The 19756-nt window shown below is 70.1% G+C and carries 19 protein-coding genes and 2 tRNA genes; 11 read left to right on the top strand and 10 right to left on the bottom strand.

The features are described 5' to 3' along the window. The first annotated feature begins 128 nt into the window (after nucleotides 1–128). The 3 genes from AC1Z4A_RS15405 to AC1Z4A_RS15415 are packed head-to-tail and all read left to right on the top strand — an operon-like array spanning nucleotide 129 to nucleotide 3549. Nucleotides 129–659, top strand: coding sequence for a hypothetical protein (locus AC1Z4A_RS15405; protein ID WP_483679351.1), 531 nt, complete (start codon nucleotides 129–131; stop codon nucleotides 657–659). Next, nucleotides 656–2026 carry an MAB_1171c family putative transporter gene (locus AC1Z4A_RS15410; protein WP_483679352.1) on the top strand — a complete coding sequence of 457 codons (1371 nt, stop codon included), beginning with the start codon at nucleotides 656–658 and terminating at the stop codon, nucleotides 2024–2026. The genes AC1Z4A_RS15405 and AC1Z4A_RS15410 overlap by 4 nt, the downstream gene beginning before the upstream one ends. 2 nt (nucleotides 2027–2028) lie before the next feature. Then, nucleotides 2029–3549 (top strand): amidase, encoded by a 1521-nt coding sequence (locus AC1Z4A_RS15415; RefSeq protein ID WP_483679353.1) that lies wholly within the window; start codon nucleotides 2029–2031, stop codon nucleotides 3547–3549. A 151-nt stretch (nucleotides 3550–3700) separates the two neighbouring features. On the opposite strand, the gene AC1Z4A_RS15420 is transcribed toward AC1Z4A_RS15415, so the two are convergent. Beyond that, nucleotides 3701–3787 (bottom strand) — tRNA-Leu (locus tag AC1Z4A_RS15420). A gap of 382 nt (nucleotides 3788–4169) precedes the next feature. Here AC1Z4A_RS15420 and AC1Z4A_RS15425 point away from each other — a divergent pair. The 6 genes from AC1Z4A_RS15425 to pknB all read left to right on the top strand — a co-directional run bounded on the left by AC1Z4A_RS15425 (nucleotide 4170) and on the right by pknB (nucleotide 12237). After that, on the top strand, nucleotides 4170–5012 hold the full coding sequence (locus tag AC1Z4A_RS15425) for an FhaA domain-containing protein (protein WP_483679354.1): 843 nt from the start codon (nucleotides 4170–4172) through the stop codon (nucleotides 5010–5012). Nucleotides 5013–5022: 10 nt separating this feature from the next. After that, on the top strand, nucleotides 5023–5550 hold the full coding sequence (locus AC1Z4A_RS15430; protein ID WP_483679356.1) for an FHA domain-containing protein FhaB/FipA: 528 nt from the start codon (nucleotides 5023–5025) through the stop codon (nucleotides 5548–5550). Between the two features lie 75 nt (nucleotides 5551–5625). Further along, on the top strand, nucleotides 5626–7119 hold the full coding sequence (locus AC1Z4A_RS15435) for a PP2C family protein-serine/threonine phosphatase (RefSeq protein WP_483679357.1): 1494 nt from the start codon (nucleotides 5626–5628) through the stop codon (nucleotides 7117–7119). A 25-nt stretch (nucleotides 7120–7144) separates the two neighbouring features. Next, nucleotides 7145–8572 (top strand): FtsW/RodA/SpoVE family cell cycle protein, encoded by a 1428-nt coding sequence (locus AC1Z4A_RS15440; RefSeq protein WP_483679359.1) that lies wholly within the window; start codon nucleotides 7145–7147, stop codon nucleotides 8570–8572. Then, nucleotides 8569–10023: a peptidoglycan D,D-transpeptidase FtsI family protein gene (locus AC1Z4A_RS15445; RefSeq protein WP_483679360.1), complete on the top strand. Its 1455-nt coding sequence runs from the start codon at nucleotides 8569–8571 to the stop codon at nucleotides 10021–10023. The genes AC1Z4A_RS15440 and AC1Z4A_RS15445 overlap by 4 nt, the downstream gene beginning before the upstream one ends. 162 nt (nucleotides 10024–10185) lie before the next feature. After that, nucleotides 10186–12237: a Stk1 family PASTA domain-containing Ser/Thr kinase gene (pknB, locus tag AC1Z4A_RS15450; protein WP_483679362.1), complete on the top strand. Its 2052-nt coding sequence runs from the start codon at nucleotides 10186–10188 to the stop codon at nucleotides 12235–12237. An 87-nt stretch (nucleotides 12238–12324) separates the two neighbouring features. Here pknB and AC1Z4A_RS15455 read toward each other — a convergent pair whose 3' ends face one another. From AC1Z4A_RS15455 to AC1Z4A_RS15480, 6 genes are all read right to left on the bottom strand, one after another. Further along, nucleotides 12325–13026, bottom strand: a complete 702-nt coding sequence (locus tag AC1Z4A_RS15455) for a class E sortase (protein ID WP_483679363.1) — start codon at nucleotides 13024–13026, stop codon at nucleotides 12325–12327. 36 nt (nucleotides 13027–13062) lie between these two features. Next, nucleotides 13063–14013 carry a class E sortase gene (locus tag AC1Z4A_RS15460; RefSeq protein ID WP_483679365.1) on the bottom strand — a complete coding sequence of 317 codons (951 nt, stop codon included), beginning with the start codon at nucleotides 14011–14013 and terminating at the stop codon, nucleotides 13063–13065. Further along, complete coding sequence (locus AC1Z4A_RS15465; RefSeq protein ID WP_483679368.1) at nucleotides 14010–14648, bottom strand: aminodeoxychorismate/anthranilate synthase component II; 639 nt, start codon at nucleotides 14646–14648, stop codon at nucleotides 14010–14012. Before AC1Z4A_RS15465 ends, AC1Z4A_RS15460 begins: the two co-directional genes overlap by 4 nt. Then, nucleotides 14645–14839, bottom strand: a complete 195-nt coding sequence (locus tag AC1Z4A_RS15470; protein ID WP_483679369.1) for a hypothetical protein — start codon at nucleotides 14837–14839, stop codon at nucleotides 14645–14647. The genes AC1Z4A_RS15465 and AC1Z4A_RS15470 overlap by 4 nt, the downstream gene beginning before the upstream one ends. Before the next feature lie 73 nt (nucleotides 14840–14912). Then, entirely contained in the window at nucleotides 14913–15719 is an 807-nt protein-coding gene (locus AC1Z4A_RS15475; RefSeq protein WP_483679371.1) for a class E sortase, read from the bottom strand. A gap of 21 nt (nucleotides 15720–15740) precedes the next feature. Next, the gene (locus AC1Z4A_RS15480; RefSeq protein WP_483679373.1) at nucleotides 15741–16505 is read right to left on the bottom strand and encodes a DUF881 domain-containing protein; all 765 of its coding nucleotides are present in this window, start codon (nucleotides 16503–16505) and stop codon (nucleotides 15741–15743) included. Between the two features lie 149 nt (nucleotides 16506–16654). On the opposite strand from AC1Z4A_RS15480, the gene crgA reads away from it, so the two are divergent. After that, on the top strand, nucleotides 16655–16909 hold the full coding sequence (crgA, locus tag AC1Z4A_RS15485; protein WP_483679374.1) for a cell division protein CrgA: 255 nt from the start codon (nucleotides 16655–16657) through the stop codon (nucleotides 16907–16909). A 307-nt stretch (nucleotides 16910–17216) separates the two neighbouring features. On the opposite strand, the gene AC1Z4A_RS15490 is transcribed toward crgA, so the two are convergent. Then, complete coding sequence (locus AC1Z4A_RS15490) at nucleotides 17217–18077, bottom strand: rhomboid family intramembrane serine protease (RefSeq protein ID WP_483679376.1); 861 nt, start codon at nucleotides 18075–18077, stop codon at nucleotides 17217–17219. A gap of 105 nt (nucleotides 18078–18182) precedes the next feature. Beyond that, nucleotides 18183–18710: a peptidylprolyl isomerase gene (locus tag AC1Z4A_RS15495; RefSeq protein ID WP_483679377.1), complete on the bottom strand. Its 528-nt coding sequence runs from the start codon at nucleotides 18708–18710 to the stop codon at nucleotides 18183–18185. A gap of 226 nt (nucleotides 18711–18936) precedes the next feature. On the opposite strand from AC1Z4A_RS15495, the gene AC1Z4A_RS15500 reads away from it, so the two are divergent. Continuing rightward, nucleotides 18937–19584 carry a DUF5324 family protein gene (locus AC1Z4A_RS15500; RefSeq protein ID WP_483679378.1) on the top strand — a complete coding sequence of 216 codons (648 nt, stop codon included), beginning with the start codon at nucleotides 18937–18939 and terminating at the stop codon, nucleotides 19582–19584. 76 nt (nucleotides 19585–19660) lie between these two features. Here AC1Z4A_RS15500 and AC1Z4A_RS15505 read toward each other — a convergent pair. After that, a tRNA-Ala gene (locus AC1Z4A_RS15505) sits at nucleotides 19661–19733 on the bottom strand. Between the last annotated feature and the right edge of the window lie 23 nt (nucleotides 19734–19756).

The following is a 19756-nucleotide window of genomic DNA, read 5'->3' on the forward strand; positions in this document are numbered from 1 at the left end:
GGCCCCCCATCGGTACGTACCAGGCGGAATGGGGCATCGCGCAGTGGCGCAGAAGGTTACGCTCTTGTCACGCAGACGGCGCCGGGAGCCACTGCGCAGCGGGGTTGGCCGGGTGCTGGGGAGGGCACATGAGTCGTAGGAACCTGCACCGCCGCTGCACCGCCATCGTGCGCGGGCTCGACATACCGAGCCCCTTCGACGTGCGGGCGCTGGCCCGTCACATCGCCGAGCGGAACGGCCGGCCCATCCACCTGGAGCCGATGGCGATGGCGCCCGGCACGCCCTCCGGGCTGTGGATTTCCGCGGCGGACGTCGACTACATCTTCTACGAGGAGCGCACGAGCACGCTCCACCAGGAACACATCATCGCCCACGAACTGGGCCATCTGCTGTGCGACCACAATGCCGCCACGGTCACGAGTCTCGAGACGTCGCGGCTGGTCATGCCCACCCTCTCACCGGAATTGATCGAACGGGTGCTGAGCCGGACCCATTACAGCGCGCTGGAGGAACAAGAGGCCGAGCTGATCGCCTCGTTGATCCTCAAGAAGGCGGTCAGAAGTTCCCCGCAAAGCGAGCCTCCGGTCCCGTGCGCCGAGGCCGCGGTCGTCGAAAGGGTGGAGCGTTCCCTGCTGCACCGGCCCAGGAACAAGGAATGAATTCGACCCTGCACAGCGTCTGTGCCTTCTTCGCCCTCACCGGCCTGCTCTACAAAGCGCGGCACCTGCGCGGTTCGCCGCGCGATCCGGCCCTCGTCGCCCTCTGCTCGGTGCTCGGCTTCTCGCTGCTGAGCTTCGTCATCTCGATCCCGCCGATATGGGTGCGCATCGACCGGTTACTCGGCCTCCCCAATGTCGCCGCCCTGCTGGCCCAGTGCTGTGTGATGGCCCTCATCGTGGGCCAGCAGGTGCTGCTCGCCTACTGGGTCCACCCTCCGGAGAAAGCCCGGCGTACGGCCGCCGGGCGCATGCTGGCGGCCGCGCTCGTGATGGCCGCGCTCGTCGTCCTGTTCTTCCTGATGAACGCGCAGACGCAGCACCCCAAGGATTTCGTGCTCCGGCACATCGGCGAGAAGTATCACGCGATCTATTTGCTGCTCTACCTCGCCATGTACACCTTCGGCCAGGTGGAGACCGGATATCTGTGCAGGCGCTACGCGAAGATCTGCAGCCATCCCTGGCTCAAGCGCGGACTGCACGTCACGGCGGTCGGCTGCTGGTTCACCCTGATGTTCAGCGTCATCCGGGCCGCGAACACCATCGGCAATCTGCTCGATCTCGACCTCTACAAATGGGGCGAGTACGCCTGGACCTTCGGCGACGTCGGTGCCCTGCTCTCCATCATCGGCTGGACCCTGCCGGGGTGGGGGCCGTATCTGAGCCGGGCTCACCAGTGGTACCGGAACAGCCTCGACTACTACCGCCTGCACCCCCTGTGGCGCGCCCTCTACCGGGTCGCGCCGGAAATCGCCCTGGAGCCGCCCTCCTCGGCGTTCTCCGAAAGGTTTGCGCTGCGCAGCCCGGACTTCCACCTCTACCGCCGGGTCATCGAGATCCGCGACGGGCAGCTCGCGCTGCGCAGCCACGTCGACCCCGCGGTCACGGAGGCCGTGGAGCGCCTGGGCCGGGCGGCCGGCCTGTCCCCGGAGGACATCACGGCGACCGTGGAAGCGGCACAGCTCAGATCCGCGCTCCGCGCCCGGGAACAGGCCCCGGGCACCGCCGCGGCCGCCGCTCCCACCCCGCCCCCGCCCCCGGCCCCGGCACCGGCCGCCGAGCACTCCGGCCTCGCCGCGGAGACGGCCCGCCTGGTCAAGGTCACCCGGGCCTTCACCGGCTCCCCGATCGCAGCCGAGGCCGCCCTGCACCACCCCCACCACAAGCCCGCGTCCGTGCCCGCCCCCGCGCGCGCACCACGGCGCACACCGGAGCCCGTACCCGCTCCCGAGCCGACGGCGGAGCCCTCGACGGGTTCCGCAGCCGAGTCGGCACCCGAGTCCGTATCCGACGGAAACCCCCGGAGATAGCCATGCCTTCCCCGCACGAAGCAGCTCCCGACGACGCCCCCGGCGCGGCCTCCCCCGCGCCCGCCGGCGATGCCGACCCGGCCTTCTGGCCAGCGGGCCGACTCGTGGCCGCGCTGCGCCGCCGCGAACTCTCCAGCGTCGAGCTGCTCGACCACTTCCTGTCCCGCGTCGAGCGGCTGAACCCGGCCGTCAACGCCGTCGTCACCCTCGACCCGGAGCGCGCCCGCGCACAGGCCGCGGCGGCGGACGAGGCCGCCGCCCGGGGCGAGAGCCTGGGCCCGCTCCACGGCCTGCCCATGACGGTCAAGGACACCTTCGAGACCGCCGGCCTGCGGACGACCGCGGGCGCCGAGGACCTGGCCGACCACCTGCCCGCGCACGACGCGGTCCCCGTCGCCCGGCTGCGCGCGGCGGGCGCGATCGTCTTCGGCAAGACCAACGTGCCCACGCTCGCCCGCGACGTGCAGACCCACAATCCCGTCTTCGGCACCACCAACAACCCCTGGGACCACGGCCGTACGCCGGGCGGCTCGTCGGGCGGCTCCGCAGTCGCCGTCGCCGCGGGGTTCACCGGCCTCGAACTCGGCAGCGACCTCGCCGGATCGCTCCGCCTCCCGGCCGCCTACTGCGGCGTGTACACGCTGCGGCCCTCCTACGGCATCGTCCCCATGCGCGGTCACATCCCCCGTGCGCCCGGCTGGCTGACCAGCAGCGACATGTCCGTGGCCGGTCCGCTCGGGCGCACCGCCGAGGACCTCGAACTCGGGCTGGACGTGCTGGCCGGGCCCGCCGACGAGCAGGCCGCCGCCTGGCGCCTGCGGTTGCCCGCCCCCCGCGCCACGACCCTGGCCGGCTTCCGGACCGGGGTCTGGCTCGACGACCCGCACTGCCCCGTCGACGGCTCCGTGGCCACCGTCCTGGACGCCGCCGTGGCCGCGCTCAAGGCCGCCGGGGCCGACCTGGACCCGGTGACGCGCCCCGTCGGCTTCGCCGAGTCGAGCGACCTCTTCCAGCGGATGCTGCTGGGCGTCGGCAGCGTCGGCTGGACGGACGAGGACTACGAGCGGGCCTGCGGCGCCGCGGACCGGCTGCCCGCCGACGACGGCTCCCCGGGCGCGCTGTTCCTGCGCGGCATCACCCAGCGCCTGCGCGACTGGCACTTCGCGGAGGAGAAGCGCGCGCAGCTGCGCGCCCGCTGGGCGGCGTACTTCGAGACCCACGACGTGCTGCTGTGCCCGGTCACCCCGACCGCGGCGATCCCCCACGACCACAGCCCGAACGCCGGCGCCCGCACCATCACCGTGAACGGCGGGAGCCGCCCGTACTGGGACCAGTCCGCCTGGGCCAACCTCGCGGGCCTGGCCGCCCTGCCGTCGGCCGTGGTCCCGGCGGGCAGCACGCCCGAGGGCCTGCCCGTGGGCATCCAGATCATCGGCCCCCACCTGCACGACCGCACCGTCACGGCCTTCGCGGCCCACCTGGGCCGACTCCTCGGCGGCTTCCACCGCCCGCCCGGCCTCTGAGCCGATCGCTCCCGGCCCGCCCGCTCGTTCCCGGGCGGGCCGGGAGCGACCCGCCGGGCCACCGGGGCCAGTGAGCTTGTGTGGGCACATAGCGAAACGGACCCCTCCGCAGTGACTTATGTCACCTCGGAGAGGTCCGTTTCGTACCTCATGGTGCGCGAGGGGGGAGTTGAACCCCCACGCCCTTGCGGGCACTGGAACCTGAATCCAGCGCGTCTGCCTATTCCGCCACCCGCGCATGGGTGCGTCTTCCGGTTTTCATCCGATCCCCCGGCGTTTCCGCCCGGTTTTCGTCCGTTCGCCTTCCGACACCCAGAACATTAGCACGCCCTGGAGGGTGTGTTCACACCCGTCGTCCCCGGCCGCCCTCCGAGGGGCCGCGGGGACCGCTCCGGTTGCGGGACACTGACTTCGGGACACTGACTCGGAGCCGCCTCTACGATCCGTAGTGCGGCGACGGGGAAGGGACCGCGACGACGTGCGGCCCGGCGAGGGCGACACTCGTCACTCCTGCCGCCGAAGGGGAACCAGCCGTTTTCCCGACGCGTGGATACGATCAGTAAGCAGTATCAGGAACGACACTGAGCATCAGAGACGTCACTGAGGGAAGGAGGTGCCCCGTGGGAGTACTGAAGCGCTTCGAGCAGCGACTCGAGGGTCTCGTGAACGGCACCTTCGCCAAGGTGTTCAAGTCCGAGGTGCAGCCGGTCGAGATCGCAGGAGCACTCCAGCGGGAGTGCGACAACAACGCCACGATCTGGAACCGCGACCGGACCGTCGTCCCCAACGACTTCATCGTGGAGCTGAGCGCCCCGGACTACGAGCGCCTCAGCCCGTACTCCGGCCAGCTCGGCGACGAGCTGTCGGGCATGGTCCGCGACTACGCCAAGCAGCAGCGGTACACCTTCATGGGGTCCATCAAGGTCCACCTGGAGAAGGCCGACGACCTCGACACCGGTCTGTACCGGGTGCGCAGCCGCACCCTGGCCGCCAGCGAGTCGCAGGACCCGCACGCCCAGCGCGCGGCGATGCCGGGCGCCCCCGGTGCCGTCACCCACGGCGCCGGCTACCCGGCGCGCCCCGCGAGCGCGCCGCCCATGCCCAGCTCCCCGCCCCCCGGCGTCCGTCCCCTGCCCCGCACGGGCGGCCCCGGACCGGGTCCGGGAGCGGTGCCGGGCACCCAGACGCGCCGCTGGATCGAGATCAACGGCACCCGTCACCAGATCTCGCGGCCCACCCTCGTACTGGGCCGCAGCACCGAAGCGGACGTACGCATCGACGACCCCGGCGTCTCCCGCCGGCACTGCGAAATCCGGGTCGGCACCCCCGCGACGATCCAGGACCTGGGGTCGACCAACGGCATCGTGGTGGACGGACAGCACACCACGCGCGCTACGCTCCGCGACGGCTCACGCATCGTCGTGGGCAGCACCACCATCGTTTATCGGCAAGCCGAAGGGTGAAGCGGGGGCAATGTCAGAGCTGACCCTCACGGTCATGCGGTTGGGTTTCCTCGCCGTACTGTGGCTGTTCGTCATCGTGGCCGTCCAGGTCATCCGCAGCGATCTCTTCGGCACCCGCGTGACCCAGCGCGGCTCCCGCCGCGGGGCCGCCGCGGGTCAGGCGCAGCGCGCGCCGCAGGCCGCTCCTCCGCAGCAGCGCCAGCAGCAGTCCGGCGGCCGCCGTGCCGACCGGGGCCGCCGCGGCGCCCCCACCAAGCTGGTGGTCTCGGAAGGCACCCTCACCGGGACCACGGTGGCCCTCCAGGGCCAGACCATCTCACTGGGCCGTGCCCACGACTCCACGATCGTGCTGGACGACGACTACGCCTCCAGCAGGCATGCCAGGATCTACCCCGACCGCGACGGTCAGTGGATCGTCGAGGACCTGGGGTCGACCAACGGCACCTATCTCGACCGGACCCGGCTGACCACCCCGACCCCGATCCCGCTCGGCGCGCCGATCCGCATCGGCAAGACCGTCATCGAGCTGCGGAAGTAGTAGGACCATGACGACCGGAGGGTGGGCAGCGTGGCTGGGAAGGGGCTGTACCCGGAGCCGACAGGCGAGGTGCGCATGAGTCTTTCACTGCGCTTCGCCGCCGGATCCCACAAGGGCATGATCCGGGAGGGCAACGAGGACTCGGGTTACGCCGGCCCCCGCCTGCTCGCCATCGCCGACGGCATGGGCGGCCAGGCCGCGGGCGAGGTCGCCTCCTCCGAGGTGATCTCCACCCTCGTCCAGCTCGACGACGACGTCCCGGGCTCCGACATCCTCACCTCGCTCGGCACTGCCGTGCAGCGTGCCAACGACCAGCTGCGCCTCATGGTCGAGGAGGACCCGCAGCTGGAGGGCATGGGCACCACGCTCACCGCCCTGCTGTGGACCGGGCAGCGGCTCGGCCTCGTGCACGTCGGCGACTCGCGCGCCTACCTGCTGCGCGACGGCGTGCTGACCCAGATCACCCAGGACCACACCTGGGTGCAGCGGCTGGTCGACGAGGGCCGCATCACCGAGGAAGAGGCCACCACCCACCCGCAGCGCTCCCTGCTGATGCGCGCGCTGGGCAGCGGCGACCACGTGGAGCCGGACCTCTCCATCCGCGAAGTGCGGGCCGGCGACCGCTATCTGATCTGCTCCGACGGGCTCTCCGGCGTCGTCAGCCACCAGACGATGGAGGAGACGCTCGGCAGCTACCAGGGTCCGCACGAGACCGTGCAGGAGCTGATCCAGCTCGCCCTGCGCGGCGGTGGCCCGGACAACATCACCTGCATCGTGGCCGACGTCCTCGACGTCGACGGCGGGGACACCGTCGCCGGGCAGTTCAACGACACGCCGGTGATCGTCGGTGCGGTGGCCGAGAACCAGCTGCACATCAACGACAACGGCGCCATGCAGACCCCGGCCGGCCGCGCCGCCGAGCTGGGCCGCGCCAACCGGCCCGTGCCCCCGCAGAACGGCGCCCCCGGCGGCTTCGGCCCGCCCGGCAGCGGCGACCCGGCCCTGGGCGGCATGCCGGACGCCGGCGGCTTCGGGCCGTTCACCGACGAGGACTTCGTCAAGGCCCGGCCCAAGGGCAAGTGGCTCAAGCGGTCGCTGATCATCGCGATGGTGCTGGGCGTCATCGCCGGCGGCGGCTACGCGGGCTACGCCTGGACCCAGACGCAGTACTACGTGGGCGCCAAGGACAACGACCACGTGGCCGTCTACCAGGGCATCAACCAGGACCTGGCGTGGGTGAGCCTCAGCAAGCTCGCCAAGGACCACCCCGAGATCGAACTCAAGTACCTCCCCGTCGACCAGCGCAGCCGTGTCGTCGACACGATCGCGGTCGGCAGCCGTGATGCGGCCGAGAAGAAGGCCGAGGAACTGGGCAAGCAGGCCGCCGCGTGCAAGAAGGACGCGGAGCGGCAGAAGGCCGAGCAGCAGAAGCGGGAGAACGAGAAGCAGGCCGGCGACCGCGTCTCGGGTGCCGCCAAGAACACCGCCACCCAGGCCACTCCGGCACCGGGCCCCACCCTCAGCGAGGAAGAGCAGAAGTTGGTCCAGCAGTGCAGCAACACTCCATAGTGCAGCCGTAGGGGCCACCACAGCCATGTCAGCCATTTCACCCATGCCGAACAACACCACGACGATCAGCACCGTGGGCCCGCCGAGCAGGCGCAACACGGAACTCGCGCTGCTGGCCTTCGCCGTGTTCATCCCGTGCTTCGCCTACGCCAACGTGGGCCTCGCCCTCGAAGGAGAGCTGCCCTCCGGGCTGCTCGGCTACGGGATCGGCCTCGGCCTGCTGGCCGGCGTCGGCCACCTGGTGGTCCGCAAGTTCGCCAAGTACGCCGACCCGCTGCTGCTGCCGCTGGCCACGCTCCTCAACGGGCTGGGCCTGATCCTCATCTGGCGGCTCGACCAGTCGCCGCGGCTCGCCCAGCTCGCCAAGAACCAGGGGTTCAAGTTCGTCCCCTCGGCGCCCAACCAGCTGCTCTACTCGGCCCTGGGCATCGCGCTCTTCGTGGCCGTTGTGATCTTTCTCAAGGACCACCGCGTCCTGCAGCGCTACACCTACATCTCCATGGTCGTGGCGCTGGTCCTGCTGATCGCGCCGATGTTCTTCCCCGCGAAGTTCGGTGCCCGCATCTGGATCACCATCCCGGGCCTGGGCTCCCTCCAGCCCGGTGAGTTCGCGAAGATCGTCCTCGCGGTCTTCTTCGCGGGCTATCTGATGGTGAAGCGGGACGCCCTGGCCCTGGCCAGCCGCCGCTTCATGGGCATGTACCTGCCGCGCGGCCGCGACCTCGGTCCCATCCTGGCCGTCTGGGCGTTCTCCATCCTCATTCTGGTCTTCGAGACCGACCTCGGTACCTCGCTGCTGTTCTTCGGCATGTTCGTCGTGATGCTCTACGTCGCGACGGAGCGCACCAGCTGGATCGTCTTCGGTCTGCTGATGTCGGCGGCGGGTGCCGTCGGCGTCGCCTCCTTCGAGCACCACGTGCAGGAGCGCGTCGACGCCTGGCTGGACCCCTTCGCCGTGTTCGAGACGCACAAGGGCACCGAGCAGATCGGCCAGGCGCTGATGGCCTTCGGCTCCGGCGGTGTCTTCGGCTCCGGCTGGGGCCAGGGCAACTCCGACCTGATCGGCTTCGCCGCCAACTCCGACTTCATCCTCGGCACGGTCGGCGAGGAGCTGGGCCTGGCCGGCATCATGGCCGTCCTGCTCGTCTACGGCCTGATCGTGGAGCGCGGCGTACGGACCGCCCTGGCCGCCCGCGACCCCTTCGGCAAGCTGCTCGCCGTCGGTCTGTCCGGCGCCTTCGCCATCCAGGTCTTCGTCGTCGCCGGCGGTGTGATGGGCCTCATCCCGCTGACCGGTATGACCATGCCGTTCATGGCGTACGGCGGTTCGTCCGTGCTCGCCAACTGGGCCCTCGTCGCGATCCTCCTCAAGATCAGCGACACCGCCCGCCGTCCGGCCCCGGCCCCCGCCCCGTCCCCCGACGCCGAGATGACCCAGGTGGTCCGCCCGTGAACAAGCCCGTGCGCCGGATCGCGATCTTCTGTGGTCTGCTCGTCCTGGCCCTGATGATCCGCGACAACTGGCTCCAGTTCGTCCAGGCCGACGAACTCAAGACCAGCAAGTACAACCACCGCGTCGACATCGCCCGTTACAGCCAGCCCCGCGGCAACATCATCGTCGACGGCCAGGAGATCACCGGCTCCCAGGAGACCGGCGGCATCGACTACAAGTACAAGCGCACCTACAAGAACGGCGAGATGTGGGCCCCGGTCACGGGCTACTCCTCGCAGGTCTTCGGCGCCAACCAGATCGAGAAGCTCGAGGACAAGGTCCTCACAGGCGACGACGACCGGCTGTTCTTCAACCGGACGATCGACATGATCACCGGCAAGGGCAAGAAGGGCGGTGACGTGATCACCACCCTCAACGCCAAGGCGCAGGAAGCCGCCTTCAAGGGCCTCGGCGACAAGAAGGGCGCGGTCGCCGCCCTCGACCCGCGCACGGGCAAGATCCTGGCCCTGGCCTCCACGCCGTCGTACGACCCCTCGCGGATCTCCGGCGCCCGGGACAGCAAGGCCTGGAAGGATCTCAACGACGACAAGAACAAGCCCATGCTCAACCGGGCGCTCAAGCAGACCTACCCGCCGGGCTCCACGTTCAAGGTCGTCACCGCCGCCGCCGCGCTGGAGAACGGCCTCTACAAGGACGTCGACTCCAAGACCGACTCCCCGGTGCCGTGGATGCTGCCCGACACCGCGGGCGTCGAGCTGAAGAACGAAGGCAGGATCCAGTGCAAGGACGTCCCGCTGCGCGAGGCGCTGCGGATCTCCTGCAACTCCGTCTTCGGCAAGGTCAGCGCCGACCTGGGCAACAAGAAGATGATGGAGGAGGCCGAGAAGTTCGGCTTCAACAAGCCGATCGACACCCCGGTGCGCGCCGTTCCCTCCGTCTTCCCCAAGGACAACCGCCCGCAGAACGCCATGGCCGGCATCGGCCAGGCGTCCAACCGCGCCACCCCGCTGCAGATGGCCATGGTGGCCGCGGCCGTCGCCAACAACGGCAAGCTCATGGAGCCGTACATGGTCGACAAGCTGCGCGCGCCGAACCTGAACGTCATCGAGACCCACCAGCCCAAGCAGATGAGCCAGCCGCTCACCGCGGAGAACGCGCAGAAGCTGCAGAGCATCATGGAGACGGTGGTCGAGAGCGGCACCGGAACCAGCGCCAAGATCGACGGCGTCAAGGTGGGGGGAAAGACCGGTACCGCCCAGAACGGTGTCGACAACAGCGGCAACCCCTACGCCTGGTTCATCTCCTACGCGAAGACCGGTGACGGCTCCCCGGTCGCCGTGGCGGTGGTGATCGAGGGTTCGGACACCGACCGCGACGACATCGCCGGTGGCCGGCTGGCCGCCCCCATCGCGAAGAGCGTCATGGAAGCGGTGATCCACTCGGAGAAGTGACCCGGCTCACTCTCCGCAGTCGAACGCCGCATCCGTCGATACCGGTCGTATATCGGGTGCCGGTGGCGCCCCGAAGGGGAACGGCACGCCGGGTACGGTATGCCGGACAGCACACCGCCGGACCCACGCCGGTGAGGTCAGGAACACGGAAGGGCTGGAGCTATGGAAGAGCCGCGTCGCCTCGGCGGCCGGTACGAGCTGGGCTCGGTGCTCGGCCGCGGTGGCATGGCCGAGGTCTACCTCGCGCACGACACCCGGCTCGGCCGCACCGTCGCCGTGAAGACGCTGCGGGTGGACCTCGCCCGCGACCCGTCCTTCCAGGCCCGGTTCCGCCGTGAGGCCCAGTCGGCCGCCTCGCTCAACCACCCGTCGATCGTCGCCGTGTACGACACCGGCGAGGACTACGTGGACGGGGTCTCGATCCCGTACATCGTCATGGAGTACGTCGACGGGTCCACCCTGCGCGAGCTGCTGCACTCCGGGCGGAAGCTGCTGCCCGAGCGGTCGCTGGAGATGACCATCGGCGTCCTCCAGGCGCTGGAGTACTCCCACCGGGCCGGCATCGTCCACCGCGACATCAAGCCGGCCAACGTCATGCTGACCCGCACCGGCACAGTCAAGGTGATGGACTTCGGCATCGCCCGCGCGATGGGCGACGCCGGCATGACCATGACCCAGACCGCGGCCGTCATCGGCACCGCCCAGTACCTCTCGCCCGAGCAGGCCAAGGGCGAGCAGGTCGACGCGCGTTCCGACCTCTACTCCACGGGCTGCCTGCTCTACGAGCTGCTGACGGTCCGGCCCCCGTTCATCGGCGACTCGCCGGTGGCCGTCGCCTATCAGCACGTGCGGGAGGAGCCGAACCCGCCGAGCACCTACGAACCCGAGATCACGCCCGAGATCGACGCCATCGTCCTCAAGGCGCTGACCAAGGACCCGGACTACCGCTACCAGTCGGCCGACGAGATGCGCGCCGACATCGAGGCGGCCCTGGAGGGCCAGCCCGTCGCCGCCACCGCCTCCATGGGCGTCGTGGGCTACGGCTCCGAGGACCAGCCGACCACCATGCTGCGCCCGCAGGACCACGCGGGCGCCGTCGGCCAGACGTCGATGATGCCGCCGGTCTCCGACGGCGGTTATGGCGGTGGCTACGGCGGCTACGACGACGGCTCCGGCCGCGGTGGCCGCCGCGGGCAGGGCGGCAAGAAGAGCAACCTCTCGACGATCCTGCTGGTCGTCGCGGGCATCCTGGTGCTCGTCGGCGCCATCTTCATCGGCAAGTCGCTGTTCGGCGGCGGCGCCGACAACTCCCAGGTGAAGGTGCCCAGTCTGAAGGGCCAGACGCTCGCCGACGCCCAGAAGCTCGGGGAGAACGGCGACTTCAAGGTCGTGCAGAGCGGCACCAAGCCCTGCGACGGCGTGCCCAAGAACAAGATCTGCACCCAGGACCCGGAGGCCGGGGGCAAGGTGGGCCGGGGCGGCGACGTCAAGGTGACCCTGTCCGAGGGGGCCGCGCAGCTCAAGGTCCCGGACGTCACCGGCCTGAAGTTCGACGAGGCCAAGGCGGCGCTGGAGAAGCAGGGCTTCTCCTACAAGCAGAAGCAGCAGGAGTCCACCTCCTCCCCGGGCCTGGTGCTCAGCCAGGACCCGGAGGCGGGCTCCATGGCCGAGAAGGGCACGGAGATCACGCTGACGGTCGCCGCGGCCCCGGCCAGCAAGACCGTCCCGTCCGTGGTCGGCCAGCCCTTCGACACCGCCAAGAAGCAGCTCACCGACCTCGGCTTCGACGTGAAGCGGGAGGACGAGGACTCCACCCAGCCGGCGGGCACCGTCTCCCGGCAGAGCCCCGACGGCAACACCTCCGCCAGGGCCAACTCCACGGTGACGCTCTTCGTCTCCAAGGGCGCGCCGCAGAAGACCGCGGTGCCCATGGTGCTCCAGCAGAAACTCAAGGACGCCAAGAAGGCCCTGACCGACGCCGGTCTGAAGGTCGGCACCATCAACGGCCCGCAGGACGACAACGCCCTGGTGCTGGCGAGCGACCCGCAGCCCGGCACCCAGCTCAACAGGGACACCCCGGTCAACCTCACCACCCTGGGCGGGGTGCCGGGCGGCTCCAACGCCGGTCCGGGCGGCGACACCACCGGCCAGACCGGCGGTCAGGACGGCGGCGGCTTCTTCGGCGGCAACCTGATCGGCGGCCGCAAGCACTGAGCGGCCCCAGCGCATGACGAAAGCCCCGGCGGCCACATCCCGTGGCCACCGGGGCTTCGTCGTGCGCACAGCCCGCCTCCTGCGGCGTCAGCGCAGCTCCTTCGGCGGAGTGCGCTGGGCGTCGACCTTCTCCTCGCGCTCCAGCTCCGCCCAGACGATGTAGCGGTAGTCGGAGGTGTAGACGGGCGTGCAGGTGGTGAGCGTCAGATAGCGGCCCGGCACGGTCTTCCCGGACTCCTTCGGCACGGCGTCCAGCACGTCGACGTTGTAGCGCGAGGTCTGCTTCAGCTCGGCGTAGACCTTGTAGACGTACCAGACGTCGCGGGTCTCGAAGACGACCGCGTCACCCGTCTTGATCTTGTCGATGTTGTGGAACTTCGCGCCGTGTCCGTCGCGGTGCGCGGCGAGCGTGAAGTTGCCCTCCTTGTCCCAGGGCATGCCGGCCTTCACCGGGTCGCGGTAGAAGCCCGCGACGCCCTCGTTGAGGACCTTGGTGCCGGTGCCCGGCTTGACCAGCACCTCGCCGTTCCGCATCGCCGGTACGTGCAGGAAGCCGATGCCGTCCTTGGTGTCCAGGGCGCCCGGCCCGGTGGGCTTCGTCCCGGACCTGGCCCAGTTGTCGCGGACGTGGTTGCCCTGCTTCTTCGCCTCGCGGTCGGCGAGGACGTTCGTCCACCACAGGGAGTAGACGACGAAGAGGGCCAGGATCACACCCGCGGTGATGAGCAGTTCGCCTATGACGCTGACGATGGCGGCGATACGCCCCCGTACGCGGTCGGGCCGTTCCACGGACGTTCGTACCCCGCTTCGCTGTTCTTGCGTGTCTCAGTCGACGAGCGCGTCCGGCTTCCCCTTGCTCCGGGGGCGCTCGTCGACCATCTTGCCCCACACGATCATCCGGTACGTACTGGTGAACTCCGGGGTGCAGGTGGTCAGTGTGATGTACCGACCGGGGCCGGTGAAACCGGAGCCGGGCGGTACGGGCTCGATGACCCGCACGTTCGCCGGGGACGTCTGGTCCAGACGGCTCGTCATCTCATAGGTGTAGAACGTGCTCTGCGTCTCGACAACGATCTTGTCGCCGGGTTTCAGCTGGTTGACGTAGCGGAACGGCTCGCCGTGGGTGTTGCGGTGCCCGGCCAGCGCGAAGTTGCCCTCCTTGTCCCAGGGCATCGCCGTCTTCAGCGCTCCCTCGGAGTAGTGGCCGACCATGCCGCGGTCCAGCACGCTGTGCTTGCCGATGCCCTGGGCGATCGGCGCCTTCACGTCCAGCTTGGGGATGTAGATGATCGCGAAGCCCTGGCCGGGCGAGAAGGCCCCCGCGTCCCGGTCCGCGCCGCCGCCGTTGTCCCAGCTGTGCTGGAGGCTCTTGGCGGCGCCGCCCGCCTGCCGGTGGGCTATGACGTTCGTCCACCACAGCTGGTAGGCGACGAACAGCAGCATCACGACGCCCAGCGTGATGAACAGCTCGCCCACCAGGCGGCTGACGACCACTCCGATGCTCTCCCTGCGGGCGCGCGCGGCGCGCTGAGCGGCGCGGCGGCGCTCCGCACGCCCCCCGGTCACGACGGGCGGCGCGGGCTCGACCCGGCGCAGGGACATGGTCGCGTCATCCTCGGCCGGCCGCCGCTCGGGAGGCAGCGGCTGCGACACGAATCCGCTGCCGCGGTGCGTCGGCGCGGCGGGCGGGAGGGGCTCGGACGGGTGCGGCCGCCCCGCCGGGAAGACGTCCCCGGCGGACGGCCGCGAAAGCTGTTCGGGCCGGAGTGCGGTCACGCCCCGGCCTTGCCGACGACCGGGGCGAGCCCGGCCGACCTCTCCACCGCCCCCATGTCACCGCAGGCGACGAGCCAGTTGGCGAGCATCCGGTGCCCCCACTCGGTGAGCACCGACTCCGGGTGGAACTGCACGCCCTCCACCGGCAGGTCGCGGTGGCGCAGGCCCATGGCGATGCCCGTGTCGGTCCAGGCGGTGATCTCCAGCTCGTCCGGCCAGCCGGCCCTCTCCACGGCCAGGGAGTGGTAGCGGGTGGCCGTGAAGGGCGACGGAAGGCCGTTGAAGACCCCCTTGCCCTCGTGGACCACCTGCGAGGTCTTGCCGTGCAGCAGCTCGGGCGCCCGGTCGACCACCCCGCCGTACGCAACAGCCATCGACTGCATGCCGAGGCACACGCCGAAGACGGGCACCCCGGTGTTCGCGCAGTGGCGCACCATGTCGATGCAGACACCGGCCTGTTCGGGCGCCCCTGGCCCGGGGGACAGGAGGACGCCGTCGAAGCCGTCCTGGGCGTGGGAGGTCTCCACCTCGTCGTTGCGCCGGACCTCGCACTCGGCGCCGAGCTGGTAGAGGTACTGGACGAGGTTGAAGACGAAGCTGTCGTAGTTGTCCACGACGAGGATGCGCGCACTCACTGGGTTACCGCCATTCCGCCGCCGGCCGGCATGCCGTTGTCCACCGTCACATCGTTGAACGGCAGCAGCGGTTCCGCCCACGGAAAGACGTACTGGAAGAGGACGTAGACGATCGCCAGCACGAGCAGGAGCGAGATCAGCGCCTTCGCCCATGCGTTGCCCGGCAGATGACGCCAGATCCAGACGTACATGCTCTACCCACTCGACGATGAATTGGTCATTTTTTCCAGCACCAGACTACGGGTCGGCACCGTGGCGTGGGGCTCAGCCGAGCAAAGCCTTCGGCTTGCCTTCCGCCGCCGGACGGGTGTCCTCCAGGTGCGCCCAGACGATCAGCCGGTGGCTGTGGCCCCACTCCGGGTCGCAGGTCGTGAGCGTCAGATAGCGGCCGGGTCCGCGGTAACCGGCCGCGGCGGGCACGGGATCGAGCACTGCGGTGTCCGTGGGCAGCGTCCGGTACGGCCGGGTGTCGACCCGGTACGTGAACCAGGTGGTCCCGTCCGTGAGCACCACGGCGTCGCCGGGGCGCAGCTCGTCGAGGTCCTTGAACGGGTCACCGTAGGTGCGGCGGTGGCCGGCGACCGCGAAGTTGCCCGTCTCGCCGGGCCCGGCGGTGCGCTCGTAGTGGCCCAGGCCCTTCTTGAGCAGCTCGGTCCCGGTGCCCTGGAGGACGGGCTTGGCCCAGCCGGAGCCGAGGCGGGGGACGTACATGACGGCGAAGGGCGCGCCGGGCCGGTAGCCGGTAGCGGGAGGGGCGGGGGAGGCCGCGCCGGGCGCCGGTTGCGCGCCTGGGGGCGGGGCCGGGCGGTCTGTGCCCCGCGGGGCGTCCGGGCCCGGCCCCGCGGCCGTGTCAGGGCCGTCGGCGGCGGGCGGGGCGGGGCCGCCGGGCGCGGGCGGCCCGGCGAGGGCCCCGGAGGCCCACTGGTCGCGGAGGTGGTCGATCTCGCCGTCCATCGCCCGGTCGGCGCGGATGCCGGTCCAGAACAGGAGGTAGACGACGAAGAGGACGATCAACGTGCCGATGGTGAGGCAGAGTTCGGTGAGCGTTCGGACGACGAGTCGTAACCGCACCGGCCGGCCCCCTCCCGGGCGTCATCCCACGGGCTTGGCGTAGTGGAGATCCACTGTGCCGGAGTAGCCCGGCAGAGTCACGGTGTCGTGCTGGTCGACTTTCCAGCCGAGCCCGTACGCGGCCACGTACTGGAGGTAGTTCTGGATCGCCGGGGAGGCGTCCATGGCCTTGCGCAGGGCGCCGCGGTCCCCGACGGCGGTGATCTTGTAGGGCGGGGAGTAGACGCGGCCCTGGAGGATGAGGGTGTTGCCGACGCAGCGGACCGCGCTGGTGGAGATCAGCCGCTGGTCCATGACCTCGATGCCCTGGGCGCCGCCCTTCCACAGGGCGTTGACGACGGCCTGGAGGTCCTGCTGGTGGATGACGAGGTCGTTGGGCTGGGGCTGGGGGACGCCGGGAATCTTCGCAGTGGCGTTGGGCGGGGCGTCGGTGAGGGTGACAGTGAGGCCGGGGCCGCCGAGCTTCTTGGTGCCTGCGGCGTTCTCGAGGGCGGTGAGCCTCTTGTCCTCGGCGGCCGTATTGCCGTTGTCGCGCCGGGCCAGGGCGTCGACCTCGGCGCGGACCGCCGCGGCGCCGTCCTCCAGCTCGCCGTTCTTGTGGCTGCGCTCCTGGATGAGGTCCGACAGCCGCAGCATGGAGGCGTCGGTGCGGATGTTGGTGCCCTGGGCCGTGTTGAAGCTCATCCAGAAGATGAGGCCGGCGAGCGCGAAGACCCCACCGGTCAGCAGCCGCGCGGGACGGAACCGCCGGACGGGTTCTCTGGTGGAGTCCGCCGAATTGCTCACCGTACCCTTATCCTCTCCCACGCCGCGGAAGCACTACGCTAACGGACGCCCGGGGGAAGGAAGCGTTCCCATCGCTCCCCAGCCCGGCCGACCAGCCCCCTTACAGCCCAGCGCGGTCACGCAGCGCATCGACAGGAGAGAGTTCCCTCGTGCCGAAGTCACGGATCCGCAAGAAAGACGACTTCACACCGCCGCCGGTGAAGCAGCAGAACCTGAAGCTGGACACCGGGCGCCGCTGGGTGGCGCCGCTGATGCTGGCGATGTTCCTGATCGGGCTGGCCTGGATCGTCATCTTCTACGTGACCAGCGGCGACATGCCCGTGCAGGCCCTGCACAACTGGAACATCGTGGTGGGCTTCGGCTTCATCGCGGCGGGCTTCGTGGTCTCCACGCAGTGGAAGTAGGGGCACCCGCCCGTCAACCCTGAGCAAAGCTCGGGCCCAGACTTTCCGGGGAGTTATCCACACCCTCGTCCACAGTGGGGAAAACTCAGAAGATCTGTGGATAACCTCCGGGAAGTTGACACCGGTGTGACTGACCGCAAGCGCTGCGTATCCACGGCCACACCGGCTCTTTCCTGCAGAAACGCAGCTCAGAGGGCCCGCGCAGGCTTTGAACACATGTTCCCCACAGCGTGCACAAGATCCGGCACCCGTTGTGGACAACCTGTGCACCCACCGATGTGGGTGACGTGCCCCGGGAAGGCCGGGCTCAGGAGAGCTGCATCGTCCGTACGAGCACCACGGCGGCGATCACCAGCAGCGCCGCCGCACAGGTGAGGCGCTGGACGAGCACGCGCTTGTCCCGCGGGGCGTGCACCATCCCGTACGCCACCACCGTGCCCACCACCAGGCCGCCGACGTGGGCCTGCCAGGCGATGTTGGCCCACGTGAAGGTGAAGATCAGGTTGAGCACGAGCAGCGCGATGACCGGCCGCATGTCGTAGTTCAGCCGGCGCATCAGCACCGCCGTGGCCCCCAGCAGACCGAAGATCGCGCCGGAGGCGCCCAGCGAGGGCTGGTTCGGGGCGGCGACGAGATAGGTCAGGGCGCTGCCGCCGAGGCCGGAGAGCAGATAGAGCGCCAGGTAGCGGACGCGGCCGAGGGCAGCCTCCAGCGGCGGGCCGAGCCACCACAGCGAGAGCATGTTGAAGGCGATGTGCATCGGCGCCTGATGCAGGAAGGTCGCCGTCAGCAGGCGGTACCACTGCCCCTCGGCGACGCCCTCCAGCGGGCCGAAGTCCGACAGGGACGCCCGCCCGAACAGCTCCAGGGCCTCCACCAGGCTGTCGCCCGTGGCCAGCACGGCGAACCACAGGGCGATGTTCACCCCCAGCAGGACCTTGGTCACCAGGCGCGGGTCGTGCACATGGGCGCTGCCCGCGATGGTGCGCGGCGCGGAGGCGTGCGGCGGATGCCCGGTGCCCGAACCGCTGCTCACGCACTCCGGGCACTGGAAGCCGACCGAGGCACTGACCATGCAGTCCGGGCAGATCGGACGCTCGCAGCGGGTGCAGCGGATGCCGGTCTCCCGGTCCGGGTGCCGGTAGCAGCAGACAGCCTGGTCGTTCATGCTCTCCCCTCGCCCGTTCAGGGGCCCGGTGTGCCGTGTCGGCACGACGCCGCCCCGCCCGTCATACGGACGGGCGGGGCGCTGGGTTCCCGTGGGACCGGATCGTCAGCGGATCTCGACGACGACGGACTCGATGACGACGTCGTTCACCGGGCGGTCGTTGCGCGGGTTGGTCGCGGTGGTCGCGATGGCGTCGACGACCTTCTTCGAGGCGTCGTTGGTGACCTCGCCGAAGATGGTGTGCTTGCCCGTCAGCCAGGCGGTCGGGGAGACGGTGATGAAGAACTGCGAGCCGTTGGTGCCCGGGCCGGCGTTGGCCATGGCCAGCAGGTAGGGCTTGGTGAAGGCGAGGTCCGGGTGGAACTCGTCGGCGAACTTGTAGCCCGGGCCGCCGGTGCCGTTGCCCAGCGGGTCACCGCCCTGGATCATGAAACCCTCGATGACACGGTGGAAGATCGTGCCGTCGTACAGCTTGTCCGTGGTCTTCGCGCCCGTCTCCGGGTTGACCCACTCGCGCTCGCCCTTGGCAAGTTCGACGAAGTTCTTCACCGTCTTCGGGGCGTGGTCCGGGAAGAGCCGGATCTCGATGTCGCCTTGGTTGGTCTTCAGGGTGGCGTACAGCTGCTCGGCCACGATCTACCTTCCATAGTGTTCACTGACGGCTACCGATCCTCGCACGAGCGGTACCCCACGAGTAGTCGGCAAAGCTCCGCGCACGGCGGCGAGCCGTGGCATCGTCGACCGAAGCTCCCCTTTGACCCGGATGCCCGCTCGCACATGCCGGACCGCCCATCCGAAGGCATGATTTTCCAATGGGTGGAAAGGCGACAAACCATATGCCACCGAGGAGGAGGTTCTCGTGACCCGCAAGGACAGCGTGCGCGCCGCGACCAGCACCGCGAAGGACAGCGTGCGCCACGCCGTGGAGGTGGTGGGGCCCTACGCCGGCACGGCCAGGGACAGTGCCGTGCACTATGCGCACGAAGCCCGGGAACGGCTGGCCCCCAAGGTCGTCGAGGCCGCCCACCAGGCCCGCACGCAGTACGACACCCATCTGCAGCCCCGGATCGCCCACGCCCGCGAGGCCCTGCCGCCCAAGCTCGACCAGGCGGCCGTCCGGGCCCGCGCCGCCGCCGAGCCGGTGCGGGACGAGGCCCTCGCCCGGGGCACGGTCGCCCTCGCCGCGCTGCGCGGCCAGGTCTCCGCCGCGGACGTCGAGAAGCTCGCCCGGAAGCGGAACCGCCGCTGCCGGGCAGGGCGGGCGGCCAAGCGCCTCGCCGTGCTGGGACTGCTCGCGGGCGGCGCCTTCGCGGCATGGAAGTGGTGGGACAAGCAGGCCAACCCGGACTGGCTCGTCGAGCCTCCGGAGGCCACCGAGCCCGGCGACCGCGCCCACCTGTCCGCCGTCGACGGCAGCGCCGACGCCGCCCTCGACCCGGAGGTCCAGGCCAAGCAGGACCGGGCGGACACGGAAGCCGCTCCCGAGGGGGACAACGACCGCCCCTGACCGGCCCGGTCCCGCCACGCGGGTGCACGAAAAACCCCTCCGACTGCGTTTCCGCAGGTCGGAGGGGTTTCCTCTGTGGAGCCTAGGGGAGTCGAACCCCTGACATCTGCCATGCAAAGACAGCGCTCTACCAACTGAGCTAAGGCCCCGTCGGGGACCAGACTACCCGGTA

It is taken from the genome of Streptomyces sp. 17_S59, from assembly GCF_056930295.1.

Excerpts from the sequence above, each read along its gene's own strand:
- AC1Z4A_RS15410 (WP_483679352.1), top strand. The coding sequence starts at position 656 with ATGAATTCGACCCTGCACAGCGTCTGTGCCTTCTTCGCCCTCACCGGC.
- AC1Z4A_RS15435 (WP_483679357.1), top strand. The coding sequence starts at position 5,626 with ATGAGTCTTTCACTGCGCTTCGCCGCCGGATCCCACAAGGGCATGATC.
- AC1Z4A_RS15405 (WP_483679351.1), top strand. The coding sequence starts at position 129 with ATGAGTCGTAGGAACCTGCACCGCCGCTGCACCGCCATCGTGCGCGGG.
- AC1Z4A_RS15430 (WP_483679356.1), top strand. The coding sequence starts at position 5,023 with ATGTCAGAGCTGACCCTCACGGTCATGCGGTTGGGTTTCCTCGCCGTA.
- AC1Z4A_RS15415 (WP_483679353.1), top strand. The coding sequence starts at position 2,029 with ATGCCTTCCCCGCACGAAGCAGCTCCCGACGACGCCCCCGGCGCGGCC.
- AC1Z4A_RS15490 (WP_483679376.1), bottom strand. The coding sequence starts at position 18,077 with ATGAACGACCAGGCTGTCTGCTGCTACCGGCACCCGGACCGGGAGACC.
- pknB (WP_483679362.1), top strand. The coding sequence starts at position 10,186 with ATGGAAGAGCCGCGTCGCCTCGGCGGCCGGTACGAGCTGGGCTCGGTG.
- AC1Z4A_RS15470 (WP_483679369.1), bottom strand. The coding sequence starts at position 14,839 with ATGTACGTCTGGATCTGGCGTCATCTGCCGGGCAACGCATGGGCGAAG.
- AC1Z4A_RS15440 (WP_483679359.1), top strand. The coding sequence starts at position 7,145 with ATGTCAGCCATTTCACCCATGCCGAACAACACCACGACGATCAGCACC.